6 protein-coding genes and 1 pseudogene are annotated in these 14,250 nt (G+C 66.6%); 5 read left to right on the forward strand and 2 right to left on the reverse strand.

Annotated features, from left to right (window positions below):
* Positions 1 to 24: 24 nt before the first annotated feature.
* Positions 25 to 852: a type I methionyl aminopeptidase gene (gene map / locus HB777_10265; protein QND64253.1), complete on the reverse strand. Its 828-nt coding sequence runs from the start codon at positions 850 to 852 to the stop codon at positions 25 to 27.
* Between the two features lie 202 nt (positions 853 to 1,054).
* Between map and HB777_10270 the strand changes: the two genes are divergently transcribed.
* From HB777_10270 to HB777_10290, 5 genes are all read left to right on the forward strand, one after another.
* On the forward strand, positions 1,055 to 1,477 hold the full coding sequence (locus HB777_10270; GenBank protein QND64254.1) for a hypothetical protein: 423 nt from the start codon (positions 1,055 to 1,057) through the stop codon (positions 1,475 to 1,477).
* Between the two features lie 112 nt (positions 1,478 to 1,589).
* Positions 1,590 to 1,829 carry a hypothetical protein gene (locus HB777_10275; protein ID QND64255.1) on the forward strand — a complete coding sequence of 80 codons (240 nt, stop codon included), beginning with the start codon at positions 1,590 to 1,592 and terminating at the stop codon, positions 1,827 to 1,829.
* 151 nt (positions 1,830 to 1,980) lie between these two features.
* Positions 1,981 to 2,277 (forward strand): DUF982 domain-containing protein, encoded by a 297-nt coding sequence (locus tag HB777_10280; GenBank protein ID QND64256.1) that lies wholly within the window; start codon positions 1,981 to 1,983, stop codon positions 2,275 to 2,277.
* 220 nt (positions 2,278 to 2,497) lie between these two features.
* Positions 2,498 to 2,761 (forward strand): hypothetical protein, encoded by a 264-nt coding sequence (locus HB777_10285; protein QND64257.1) that lies wholly within the window; start codon positions 2,498 to 2,500, stop codon positions 2,759 to 2,761.
* A 317-nt stretch (positions 2,762 to 3,078) separates the two neighbouring features.
* On the forward strand, positions 3,079 to 8,091 hold the full coding sequence (locus HB777_10290) for a hypothetical protein (GenBank protein ID QND64258.1): 5,013 nt from the start codon (positions 3,079 to 3,081) through the stop codon (positions 8,089 to 8,091).
* 2,305 nt (positions 8,092 to 10,396) lie between these two features.
* Here HB777_10290 and HB777_10295 read toward each other — a convergent pair.
* Positions 10,397 to 10,480, reverse strand: a pseudogene (locus HB777_10295) (RNA-binding protein).
* Positions 10,481 to 14,250 lie beyond the last annotated feature (3,770 nt).

Consider the following 14,250-nt stretch of genomic DNA (forward strand, 5'->3'; position numbering starts at 1 on the left):
TCGTGCCGGGTAAGACGACGCGCTTTAAGCCGGCAGGCCGGGGCGATCGAGCTTTTTGGGCGACAGGGTGAAAATCTCGCACCCGGTGTCGGTCACGCCGATCGTGTGCTCGTACTGCGCCGACAGCGAGCGGTCGCGCGTCACCGCAGTCCAGCCGTCCGACAGAACCTTCACGTGCGGCCGGCCGAGATTGATCATCGGCTCGATGGTGAAGATCATGCCGGGCCGCATCTCGACGCCCTCATTGGCGCTGCCATAGTGCAGGATGTTCGGTGCGTCATGGAAAAGCTGGCCGACGCCGTGGCCGCAGAAATCGCGCACCACCGAGCAGCGCTCGCCCTCGGCAAAGGTCTGGATGGCGGCGCCGATGGCGCCGGTGCGTGCGCCGGGCCTGACCGCCGCAATGCCGCGCATCAAGCATTCATGCGTGACTTCGAGCAGGCGCTCGGCGGCGCGCTTGATCGTGCCGACCGGATACATGCGCGAGGAATCGCCGTGCCAGCCGTCGAGGATGTAGGTGACGTCGATGTTGACGATGTCGCCATCCTTGAGCGGTTTGTTGTCGGGAATGCCGTGGCAGACGACATGATTGATCGAGGTACAGGACGATTTCGTGTAGCCGCGATAGTTGAGTGTCGCCGGCAGCGCGCCATGGTCCATGCCGAATTCGAAGACGAAGCGGTCGATGGTTTCGGTGGTGACGCCGGGTTCGACCATCGGCACCAGTTCGTCGAGACAGCGCGCGGTGAGATCGCATGCCTTGCGCATGCCGGCAAAGCCGTCCTCGCCATAGAGGCGAATCTGGCCAGTGTTTCTGAGTGGTGCCGTGGCGGCGTCGAGATAGGTGACCATTTTGTCCGTGTAGCCGGTAGGGCCCTGCAGGAGAGCCGACGTGAAAATCTCCCCAGATTTGGCACTTGAGGGCAAAAGGTTCAAGGAAGAACTGCCTGATGCAGCCGTGCATTTCGGGATATTCGCCTTGCATGGGGTAATGTCTTACCGGGTTTTGCCCGGTTTGCTTCCCCTTTCTGGCCATCGTGCGGTAGGGCGGGTGATGTTTTCGAGATCGCGCCCCTTCACGGCGACCAGGCAAGCTGGATGGCTTGAAGCGCCGCTGACGGCAGCCTGCTCATGCCTGATGGGCATGGTGCTGCTGGCGATGCTGTGCTTCGGCCGACCGGTGGCGCCAACCTTCGCGGATGGCGCGCTGAGTGGCGCCAGCGTCGGTGTCGAGCGGTCCGGCGAGGTGGCGGCGCTGCTGCGTGTCGCCGGCAAGGCGCAAGCGCTGGAAGTTCGCGCCGTCCGTCCGGCCCTGGTCAAGTTCGCCGGCGGCCACCCCGCTCTGCCGGCCCCCGACATTGTCTTCCTTTGGATCGAACGGACGCCCGCGGGAGCGGTTGTTTCGGGATACGGGGCGTCCTCGGTTCCCAGGGCGAGCACCAACCAGCCGCGCGCACCGCCGTCCATCGCAGCCTGAGCGGTCCAGAACCGCACCCTTCACCTCATCGCTATCCCTGTTCGCGTCGTGATCGTGCGGCGGCTGTCGGCCGCGCCGCGGTCGCTCGGCGCGTCATTTCCGGACCATTTCAATGCAACAACGCATCAAGACTTTCAAAACCCTGTCGCGCGCGGCCTCGGCTGCCGCGTTTCTCTCCGTCCAGGCGCTCATCTGCATCGGAACCGTGTATTGGGCGGTTGCCGAGACTCTCGGCCTGTCGGCGATGGCGGCCCTTGTCCTCGGCGGCATCTTCGCCGTGCCGACGATATTTGTGCTGATCACCGCCATTCGCATGGCTTTCGACGCGGAGACGGATCCGGCGAACCAGTGAGCGCAGTCGCCCAAGCATATCCTCGATCGTTTTGGGCGACGTAGCGGTTCAGCGACCCAAGTGACGACACATTTCTGGGTCAAAAGCCGGTCAAAGCAACTTTTGACGACGAACGGCGTTGCTGCGGTGACGCCAGTTCGGGAGACAGGAAATGGACAGACTGCAATTCGAGGTGCCGGTGCGCATAGCACCCGCGCCCGGCCTGCCAGTCGAGGAGATCTACGGCGTCGAACAGGCGCTCGATTTTCTCCAGGACTGGCCTGCGCGCCGTCAGGGCCCGATCTATCAGAAAGCGTTCAACGCCTGCTTTGGCGCCACGGTGGACGTGGTCAAGACCGAGGACGCGTGCCGGGCGTTCATGGCGTTTTGCCGCGCGAGCGGACTGATAGCCAGGGACATGATGACGCCGCGCAAGCGCGGCGGCGAGGCGAGGGCGCTCCAGGCCTGAGGGCCGTCGCCCGTTTCGCCTGCCCCGATTTGCTACGCCAACGATCGCGTTTGAACCCACACGGCGATGTCGTGAGCGCAGGGCTGCGCCTTTTTCGTCCCGACGACTGCAACACGCTGCACCGATATCGGCGCCGTTAAGCTTCCGTTTCCACCTTCCCGGCTACGCCATTGCCTGTTGGCAATGGTTGATTCGTTGCGTCAGTCTCATGGTTTGGAAGATGTCCCCAGAAAAAGTTCGTGCATTCCCGATCGACCGTCAGGTATTCTTGGTCAGAGAGGTTGCTGCCAAACTTTGCAACCTGCATGGCGAGACCGCCACCTCCTTCTGGAGAGCCAAGGCGTCGGAGTTGCTCGATCTTGTGGTCGGATCCGGCAGGGACAGAACCGCAGCCGGCGATGAAGTACGCAGGTTTTTCCTGGCCGTACAGAGAGAAATGTCGGCCGATACGGTCGCGGAGTCGATGCCAATTCTTTCCGCTTGAAGAAAATATCGCCGATTTTGACTCTAATATTTACTCAATTAGTGCGTAAAATCCGGTCATTTCTGTGATTTCTGTGCCAGGTCGGCAACAGCGCACCTAAATTACATCGCCTCAATTCTTGGGAGCCTCCGTTGCTGCTGCAATCTGATAGATTGCATTGGCAAGGGGTGATTCGTGCCGATGCGGCGCGGGTCTGGGGGGTGAAGATGACTCGTGTTCGATCGAGAGCAGTCGAGTCTCGCGTTGTCTCAAAGTGGTTGAGACAGAGATTTCTCGGTATTTCAGGTTTGGCGACACTGGCGGCCGTGGCATTGCTCATGGTGTCTGCGTTGCTCTTGGGCTCCACCGACCGGGCCGGAGCGGCTTGCGTTTCTGCCAGCGGCAATGTCGAAAATTGCACCGATGCAATATCATCTCCCGCCGACCTCAGTTTCACCGCACCCGGCACCACGACGCTCAACGTCAACACGCTGACGATCGATCCCAGCCGGATATCTTTGACCGGTACGGGATCGAGCCCGGCGCCGGCAACGGAAGTCCAGCACTACACCTGCAGCACCGGCAACGCGGCCGACTGCACGATCACGCCGGAAACGCCAGCCACACAGACCGATCCGGCGAAACCCGAGAGCTGCGCGGTCGCCGGCGGCGCGCCGCCCGGGACGACTTGCATCGCGCCACCGGTCAAGGCCGCTGGTGGGCCGTCGGGCAATTCCGGCCCGACACTCACGGTCAACTACAGCCAGCCGGGAGCCGATGCCAATGTGTCGGGCAGCGGCGCGGTGATCGCAACCGGCACCATCGGCGTGCTCGGCGCCTCGAACGGCAGCCGCGGCGGCAATGGCAGCAATGGCTATGTCTTTTCGGATGGTGGCGATGGCGGCAACGGCGCCGATGGCGGCACCGTCACCGTCAACGTCACTGGAGCCGTCAAAACCAGCAACAATTGCGTGCTGCCCACGGGATGCCCGAATGCAGGCATCGTCGCGAGCAGTGTCGGCGGCGATGGCGGCGATGGTGGTGATGCCAAGGGTATTTCGGGCGATGCCGGCGATGGCGGCCTGGGCGGTGTCGGCGGCGACGCTACCGTCAACTTCAACGGCGGAAGCGTCGAGACGTCGGGTAATTATTCAGCAGGCATCGTCGCCATCAGCCAGGGCGGCCATGGCGGTAATGGCGGCGGCGGCGGCGGCCTGGTCTTCAACCCGGGCGGCGGCAGCCCCGCCGGCAGCGGCGGCAACGCCAATGTCTTCACAGGCGCAGGCACGACGATCACCACGTATGGCATCTATTCGCATGGCATCGCCGCCCAATCGATCGGCGGCGGCGGCGGCGGCAGCGCCGGTGGTTTCGGCCTGTTCTCCTCCTCCGGCGGTGGCGGCGGCAATGGCGGCAATGGCGGCATCGTCCAGGTTACCAACAATGCCGCGATCACCACTTGGGGCAACAATTCGCAAGGCATCCTTGCCCAGACCATCGGCGGCGGTGGCGGCGACGGCGGCTCGAACTTCGGCCTGTTCGCCTCGGGCGGCAGCGGCAGTCTCGGCGGCAATGGCGGCCCGGCCAATGTCGTGACGGTCGGCGTCACCAATTCGGGCGCGATCATCACGCATGGTCAGGAATCGAACGGCATCCTGGCGCAGTCGATCGGCGGCGGCGGCGGCAATGGCGGCAATTCGGGTGGCCTCGTCTCGCTCGGCGGCAATGGTGCCTCGACCACTAATGGCGGCATTGTCGAGGTGGTGAACACCGCGGCCGGTTCGATCAGCACCGACGGCAAGCAGTCGGCTGGCATCTTCGCGCAGTCGGTCGGCGGCGGCGGCGGCAATGGCGGCACCTCCGGCGGCCTGTTCTCGGCCGGCGGTTCCGGCGGCGCCGGCGGCAACGGCGCTCGGGTGACGGTCACCAATGCCGGCGATATCGAGACCGGCAAGATCGCAACCCAGGCCGGCATGACCTCGGCGGATGCAGTCAACTCGGCCGGCATCTTCGCGCAATCGGTCGGTGGCGGCGGCGGCAATGGCGGCGGCGCTTTCGCCGGCGGCATCGGCTTCAGCGTCGCGCTTGGCGGCTCGGGCGGCAGCGGCGGAACGTCCGGCGCGGTGGAAGTGCTGCGCGACGCCAACGATACCGCTTACTCGATCATCACCCATGGCGACATGTCGGATGCCGTTTTCGCGCAGTCGATTGGCGGCGGCGGCGGCAATGGCGGATTCTCGGTTTCGGGTGCGGTGGGAGCGCTTGCGCTCGCCATGGGCGGGGCCGCGGGCAACGCCAGCGACGGCAATACCGTGACGGTGGAGACCGCCGGGTCGCTGACCACCTATGGAAACGGCTCTCGGGGCATCTTCGCACAATCGATCGGCGGTACGGGCGGCAATGGCGGCGCGGCAATCGCGGTTGCGATCAACGCTACCGGCACATTCGCCGCGGCGATCGGCATTGGCGGCAATGGTGGCGCGGGCGGCGCATCGAAACTCGTCACCGTATCGAGCCTCAGCGACATTTCGACGGCCGGCGACAATGCCGGCGGCATCGTCGCGCAATCGGTCGGCGGTGGCGGCGGCAATGGCGGCTATTCGATCGGCGGCGCCATCGGCGGCGCGGTCGGTATTGCGGTCAACATTGGCGGCAAGGGCGCCGGCGGCGGTGCCGGCGCCGACGTCATCGTTGGCAGCTCCGGCTCGATCCACACGAAGGGCGACAATTCGACCGGCATCCTGGCGCAATCGATCGGCGGCGGCGGCGGCAATGGCGGCTTCACCGTTTCTGCGGCGCTTGGCGCAGGCGCAGCCAGCGTTGGCCTGGGCGGCTCGGGCGGAGACGCCAGCAAAGCCGGTAACGTCACCGTTAATGCCGACGGCGCCAATCATGCGGTCACCACAAGCTATGCGGGCACCTGGAATCTCGTCACCGAAGGCAAGAACGCTGTCGGCGTCCAAGCAGAAAGCATTGGCGGTGGCGGCGGCAATGGCGGGTTCTCCGGCGGCATCGCCGCCGGTGGTCTTGTCGGTGTCGGCGTCAATCTCGGCGGCACGGGCGGTGGCGGCGGCGATGCGGGTACGGCAACCGTCAACAATGGCAAGAAAGTCGGCAATGTCGTCACGCAAAACAGCATCCTGACGATCGACGACGGCTCGATCGGCATCCTGGCGCAGTCGATTGGCGGCGGCGGCGGCAATGGCGGCTTTGCCGTGACGCTGAGCGGCTCCGGCTCCTATGGTGGCGCCGGCGGTTCGGCCTCGGTCTCGATCGGCGGCAGCGGCGCGAAAGGCGGCATAGGCAAGCATGCCGAGGTCAACAATTACGGCAACATCACCACTTACGGCAAACAGGCCGACGGCATCCTGGCGCAATCGATCGGCGGCGGCGGCGGCAATGGCGGCTTCAGCGTCGCCGGTACGTTTACGACAGGCGCGTTGGGCGCTTCGGTCGCCGTCGGCGGTACTGGCGGAACCGGCCAGACGGCTGGTTCGGTGACGGTCAATTCGACCGGCAACATCGAAACGCATGGCGACCAATCGATCGGCATCCTGGCGCAGTCGGTCGGCGGCGGCGGCGGCAATGGCGGTTTCGCCGGCGCCGCCGCCATCACGCTGCAGGGCGCGAGCGCCGCCGTCGGTCTCGGCGGCAAGGGTGCGGGCGGCGGCAATGCCGATGTCGTCCATGTCACCTCGACCGGCAACATCACCACCTCCGGCGACCAGGCGATCGGCATCCTGGCGCAGTCGGTCGGCGGCGGTGGCGGCAATGGCGGCTCGACCGTATCGCTCGCACTGGGAAGGGACGCCGGCATCGGTGTCGCGCTTGGCGGCAGCGGCGGCGCGGCCGGTAATGGGCTTGGCGTCACCGTCATCTCGACAGGCAACATTTCGACCGGTGCCGATTTCTCGCCCGGTGACGTGCGGGGCACCGGCGCCGCGGGCATCCTGGCGCAATCGGTCGGCGGCGGCGGCGGCAATGGCGGCTTTGCCGGTACACTCGGCGGCGGCAAGTCGATCGCGGTCGGCGTGGCGCTTGGCGGCAATGGCGCCGGCGGTGGCGGCGCCGACATCGTCACGGTCACCTCGACCGGCAACATCTCGACCAATTTCGACAATTCGTCCGGCATCATCGCGCAGTCGATCGGCGGCGGCGGCGGCAATGGCGGCTTCAGCGTGGCTGTCAGCGGCGCGCTCGGCGATCCGGATGCGGCAACGGCGTCGGTGGCGATCGGCGGCAAGGGCGGCATCGGCGGCGTCGGCAAGGCCGTCACGGTGACAAGCACCGGCACGATCACGACGACAGGCAAATTCTCCAATGGCATCCTGGCGCAGTCGATCGGCGGTGGCGGCGGCAATGGCGGCTTCGCCGTCGCCGGTTCGGCCACCACCGGCAATGCCGGCATCGGTGTCGGTATCGGCGGTGCGGGCGCGACGGGCTCGATCGCCGGCAATGTGATCGTCAACAGCTATAACGTTGCCTTGAACGGCCAGCCGGTGTTGCAGGCGCCAGCCGGCAACGCCGCGACGATCTGGACACAGGGTGACAATTCGTCCGGTATCTTCGCGCAATCGGTCGGCGGCGGCGGCGGCTCCGGCGGCTTCGCCGGCAGCCTCGGCATTGGGCTGGGCGGCGGCGGATTGGGCGTCAGTGTCGGTGGCAGCGGCGGAGCGGCGTCGAATGCCGGCATGGTCAACGTCAACAGCTACAACAACATCCTGACCAATGGAAAAGACTCTTTCGGCATCCTGGCGCAGTCCGTCGGTGGCGGCGGCGGCAATGGCGGCTTCGCCATCGCGCTCTCGGGCAGCAAGGATCTTGCCGGCAGCGTCGGTGTCGGCGGTTCGGGAACGAGCGGCGGCGAGGCCAACATCGTCACCGTCGACAGCCATGGCAATATCGAGACCGATGGCGATGGCTCGCATGCGATCTTCGCGCAATCGGTCGGCGGTGGCGGCGGCAATGGCGGCTTCGCGGTCGCGGGCAGCCTGGGCGGCAAGGGCAGCCTGCGGTCGCTCTCGGCGGCGGAGGCGGCGCCGGCGGCGATGCAAAATCGGTCACCGTCACCAGCACCGGCAATCTGCGCACCGAAGGCAGCAAGGCCGACGGCATCCTGGCGCAGTCGGTGGGCGGCGGCGGTGGTAATGGCGGTTTCACGGGCGCGCTCGCCATTGTCGGCGATGGCGGCGCGATCGGCGTCGGTGTCGGTGGCACGGGCGGCGGCGGCGGCGATGGCGATGTCGTCACGGCCACCTCGATCGGCAACATTGTCACCATCAAAGCCAATTCGAACGGCATCCTGGCGCAGTCTGTCGGCGGCGGCGGCGGCAATGGCGGCGCTGTCGTGACGCTGTCTGGCGCCGGCAAGCAAGGCAGCGCCTCGGTGTCGGTTGGCGGCAAGGGCGGCAGTGGCGGTATTTCCAAGCTGGTCACCGTCAACAACACCGGCACGATCGACACCACGGGGGATCTTTCGAACGGCATCCTGGCGCAGTCGATCGGTGGCGGTGGCGGCAATGGCGGCTTCTCCATCGCCGGCAACATGACGGTCGACGGCACCGGCGGCGCCAGCGTCAGCATCGGCGGCTTCGGTGGTCTCGGCAAGGATGCCGGCGCGGTCATCGTCAACAGCAATGTCGGCACCACGCTCGCCAACAGCAATGCGACCATCCACACCCGGGGCGGTGACGCGAACGGCATCATGGCGCAATCGGTCGGTGGCGGCGGCGGCAATGGCGGGTTCTCCGGCGCGCTGTCGGTCACGGGTCCGAACGCCAAGGCGGCAATCGGTATCTCCATCGGCGGCTTCGGCGCCGGTGCTGGCAACGGCGAGGCCGTCACCGTCACCTCGGTCGACAACATCCTGACCGAAGGCGCCGGCGCCAACGGCATCTTTGCGCAATCCGTCGGCGGTGGCGGCGGCAGCGGCGGCTTCTCGTTTGCGGCAGCGATCAACGGTACGCTCGGCAAGGGGCAAGGCACCAAGGCGGCAATTTCGGCCTCTCTGGGCGGCCTGGGCGGCTCGGCCGGCGACGGCAGAAACGTCACGGTCGACTCAACCGGCATCATCCAGACCACCGGCATCAAGGCGTTCGGCGTGTTGGCGCAGTCGGTCGGCGGCGGCGGCGGCAATGGCGGCCTCAGCGTCACCACCAGCCTCAGCCTTGGCGAGAACGGCAACCAGATCAGCGCCTCCGTCGGTGGCGTGGGCGGCGGCGGCGGTGCCGGCGGCGACGTGCTGGTGACGCGCCACGGCGCGACCATCACCGGAGGCGACCAGGCGGTCGGTCTCTTCGCCCAGTCAATCGGCGGCAGCGGCGGCAATGGCGGCATGTCGATTTCAGGCGTCATCGCGGGAACCGATGCCAAGACCTTGTCGGCGAGCGTCGGCGGCTTTGGCGGCGTCGGCAGCAATGCAGGCAAGGCGACGATCGACAACACCGGCGCTGTCTCGACCTATGGTATCGAAGCGCATGCCATCCAGGCGCAGTCGGTCGGCGGCGGCGGCGGCAATGGCGGCATGGCCGTCTCGGCAGCCATCGGTTCGCTCGGCACCGGAACCAATCTCAATGTCGGCGTCAGCGTTGGCGGCTTTGGCGGCGACAGCGGCTATGGCGGTGACGTCGTCGTGACCAACCACGGCCTGCTGCAGACCGGTCTGCTGGCGACCGGACAGACGGTTACCAATGGCGACGGCGCCTACGGCATCTTCGCCCAGTCAATCGGCGGCGGCGGCGGCTCCGGCGGCAATGCGATCACCGGCGTGCTCGGCCTCTCCGGCAACAATCCCGGTACGCAGGCCAATGTCAGCGTCGCGGTCGGCGGCTCCGGTGGCAACGGCAACAAGGGCGGCACGGTCACGATCGAGCAGCATGGCGGCATCGAGACCTCCGGCATGGGCGCGTTCGGCATCCTGGCGCAGTCGATCGGCGGCGGCGGCGGCACCGGCGGTCGCTCGAACTCGATCTCGCTGCAGCTGGGTGCGAGATGCACGACAGCCAAGATCTGCGAACCGGCCGGCGGCAAGCCGAACTGGAACCTGCAGGCGACGGTCGGCGGGGCAGGCGGAACGGCCAATGACGGCAACACCGTCGACGTCTCCAACTACGATTTCATCACCACCCATGGCGACAAGTCATCGGGCATCGTCGCCCAGTCGATCGGCGGCGGCGGCGGCATGGGCGGCGATGCCTATATCGGCACCACCGGCCTTGTCGCCATTCCCTATGTGCCGCTGGATCCGACAATTCTTCTCGCGCCTCTGGGCACATCCAGCCTGAAGCGCTCCGGCTCGGTCGCCATCGGCGGTTCGGGTACGGGCGGCGGCTCGGGTGGCACTGTCATCGTCAGCAATGAAGGCATCATCACCACGCATGGCCAGAAGTCGGACGGCATCCATGCCCAGTCGATCGGCGGTGGCGGCGGCGACGGTGGCGACGGCATGGCCGGCGCGCTCGGCACCGTTGGTCTTGGTGGCAGCGCCGGTGCGAGCGGCAATGGTGGCGCCGTTACCGTCACCAATGGCAAGCTCGATCTGTCCCAGGTGACCATGGCCACGATCGAGACCTTCGGCACAACGCCGACGGCGCCAAGCGCCGACGGTCCGACCGTGGATCCTCAACTGGGGCATTCGGCCGGCATCTTCGCCCAGTCGGTTGGTGGCGGCGGCGGTTCCGGCGGTGGCGCGGGCGCGCTGCTGGCGATCGGTGGCGGCGGCGGCGCTTCAGGCGCCGGCGGCCATGTCATCGTCAACAATTACGGCGGCATCCTCACCCATGCCGATGATTCCGTTGGCATCTTCGCGCAGTCGGTTGGCGGCGGCGGTGGCGCCGGCGGCTCACTCGGTATCACCGCGCTCGGTGTCGGCGGCAGTGGTGGCTCTAGCGGTGGCGGTGGCGCGGTCGATGTTGCCAATGTGGCAATGATCGAGACGCATGGCATCGATTCCTATGCGATCCAGGCGCAGTCGGTTGGCGGCGGCGGCGGCTCCGGCGGCGGCAAGAATGGCGGCGTCACCGGCTCGATCCCGGCGCTGATCGCGATCGGCGGTTCGGGGGGCTCGAGCGGTGCCGGCGGCGTCGTCACGGTCACCAATTCCAACGTCCTGCACACCTACGGCGCCGGCGCCGATGCCATCAACGCCCAGTCGGTCGGTGGTGGCGGCGGCTCGGGCGGACGGGCGATCGGCTTCATCGCTGTCGGCGGCAAGGGCGGCAGCTCCGGCAAGGGCGGCGACGTCACCGTGACCAACAATGCCGCCGGCGCGATCACCGTCGAAGGCTTGGGTGCGCACGGCATCTTCGCGCAGTCGATCGGCGGTGGCGGTGGCAATGGCGGCGGCGCGTTCGCCGCCAGCATCGTGCCGGTCGCGATCGGCGTTGGTGGCAATGGCGGCAGTTCGGGCGACGGCGGCGTCGTCACCGTCAACAACCATGGCCGCATCACCACGATTGAAGATGCGTCGGTGGCGATCTTTGCCGAATCGATCGGCGGCGGTGGCGGTAATGGCGCCATGAGCGTTTCCGCGGCTCTCAGCCCGGGCGCCTTCACCTTCGGTATCGGCGGCGCCGGTGGCGCCAACGGCAAGGGCGGCGACGTCAACGTCACCAATTTCAGCGACGGCATCATCCACACGCAGGGCTTCGGCTCGACCGGCATCATGGCGCAGTCGGTCGGCGGCGGCGGCGGCAATGGCGGCGCGGCCTATTCGGTGGCCGCCGGCGCGGCCGGCCTCTCCATCGCGCTTGGCGGCAAGGGCGCGGCCGGCGGCGACGGCGGCATTGTCACCGTCATCAACAACGGCGCCATGCAGCTCGACGGCGACAATTCGGTGGCGATCTTCGCGCAGTCGGTCGGCGGTGGCGGCGGCACAGGCGGAACCGCGATCGCGGCGACGATCGGGCCACCGGTGTTCATCGGCGGCGACACCGGCGCGACCGGCACGGGCGGTGACGTCACCGTCACCAACACCGGCCACATCACGCTGACGGGCGACGGTTCGGTCGGCATCTTCGCGCAATCGGTCGGCGGCGGCGGCGGCGTGGTGACGGCCGGTACCGACGGCATCATCGAGGCCGTCAACGGCGGCAGCGGCAATGGCGGCAAGGTCACCATCAACAGCAATGTCGCCATGGTGATCACCGGCGACAATTCGGTCGGCGTGTTCGGACAGAGCATCGGCGGCGGCGGCGGCGTCGGCGGCCATACCGGTGACTTGCTCGGCCTGAGGATGAACGCGAACTCGACCCCGCAGGGCTTTTCCGGCTCGGCCGGCGGCAGCGGCACCGGCGGCGGCATCGAGTTCACGCAGACGGCGGACCTCGACGTGACCGGCAAGAATTCCTTCGCGCTGATGGAGCAGAGCGCCGGCGGCACCAGCAATGGCGATATCAAGGTGACCATCGCCACCGGCGTGAAGATCACCGGCGGCTCTGGCGGGGGTGCGGGCGTCAATTTCAAGGACGGCAACAACAATGTGTTGACCAACAATGGTCTCGTCCGTTCGGTGCAGCTGATCGACGGCTATGCGATGCGCGGCGGCGGCGGCAACGACACGTTCGACAATTACTTCGCAACAGTCGGGTCGGTCGGGCTTGGCAGCGGCCTCAACACCTTCAACAACAAGGCCACTGCCCTCTATCTGATGGGCGACACGGTCGATCTCGGCCTGACCGGTCAGCTCAACAATGACGGCTTGGCGGCACCCGGCGGGCTCGACCGCGTGATGACCACCGAGGTCAACGGCAGCTGGTCGCAAGCGGCCACCGGCGTCTATCTGCTCGACCTCGATCTCGACCCCGAGGCCGACCGGATCGATGTGACGGGAACGGCCGACGTCAATGGTTTCGTCAACATCAACATCATGGAGCCAGGTGCGGCCTCGCCAGGCAACGAGGACTACATCATCCTGCATGCGCTTGGCGGCGTGACCGACAAGGGTTTGAAGCTGAATGCCGTACCGAGCGCGGTGGCGCAGTATTCGCTGAAATATCCCAATCCCGAGGACATCGTCCTCAATGTCGACATCAGTTTCGCCCGCACCGGCCTGACCGAGAACCAGACGGCGGTGGGTTCGGCGATCAATGCGATCCAGACCGACCTGACGTCGCCGAACTTCACCAAGATCGCCAGCGCGATCTTCTACATCCCGACGCTCGACCAGCTTGGCGCGGTCTACGACACCATCTCGGGCGAGGGCGTCAGCGGCTTCCAGCAACCGGAGTTCGACGCCAACGGCACCTTCCTGACTGCGATGAACCGGCAGTCGGATGCCTGGCGCATGGGCATGGCAACAGATCCGATGACCCAGTCGGTGGCGGTGCCGGAGACGGCCTATGCGGAAGCGCCGGGCAAAGCCAATCCCTTCAATGCCATGGCGAAGGCGCCGGATGAGCGACGCTGGAATTACTGGGCGACGGCCGGCGGCAATTCGGGCGTCGTTTCCGGCGATCCCGTCGTCGGCAGTGCGGGCCTCGGCTACAAGTCCGGCAACTTTGCCGCCGGCCTCGACTCGCAGGGCGATCCCGACATCCTGATGGGTTTCGCGCTCGGCGGTGTCGCGTCATCCTTTGCCTTGCCGGACCGCGAAACCTCCGGCAACGTCATCGGCGGTCATGCCGGCGCCTATGGCGCGCGCAAATGGGGACAGTTCTACATCAACGGTTCGCTGGCGATGGACCTCTACTCCAACACCACCGACCGCTTCACCTCGGTTCCCGGCGCGCCCGATCCGCTCAACCCGGTGCCGGCGATATCTAGGGAACACTGGACCGGCGATTTCATGAGCGCCGGCTTCGGCACCACAATCGAGGCCGGCTGGCGGCAGCCGGTCGGGGCAGGCGCCATCACGCCGTTCGCCGGGCTGCAGTTCCAAGCGCTGGCGATGCAGGGTTTCTCGGAAAAGTCGCCGAGTGACGGTGCGCTCGGGCTGGACTTCGAGCATCGCACAGTGATCTCGTTGCCGGTCTCGCTCGGCCTGCAGCTCGACACGACGGTGGCTGTCGGCGAGACCACGACCCTGCAGGCCTGGGGGCGCGCGGCCTGGCTGCATGAGTTCAAGCCGGACCGCTCGGTCGAACCAGGCTTCCAGGCAGCCCCTGGCTACGCCTTCGTCGTCCAGGGTGCTGCGGCGGCGGAAGACGCCGTCGCCGTCAACGCTGGCGTCAAGCTGAACTGGGGCAGCAACACATCGGTGTTCGCCACCTTCGACGGCAAGTTCGCCGACCGGGTGCAGACCTATGGCGGCAATGTCGGGTTCAGGGTGGACTGGTAGGGGGAGGACACGAGTCATTCGCCGGCACGCTACCCGGCGGAGCTGGTTCGGTTGCCGCGCATCAAATCTTGTTGCGAGCGGGTGGCGACTCTGCCCCACAGCGGGTCACTTGACGCCATTTCTGCAACTGCATTGTTAGCAAACGATAAACTATTGCTGGCAACCGTCCACGCGGGATGCGTGCTTTTTTGGTCGTCTTTCTGCCTTCAATGTCCGTCGATCAGCCAATGAACCC

Source organism: Mesorhizobium loti (genome assembly GCA_014189435.1).
Classification (GTDB): domain Bacteria; phylum Pseudomonadota; class Alphaproteobacteria; order Rhizobiales; family Rhizobiaceae; genus Mesorhizobium; species Mesorhizobium loti_G.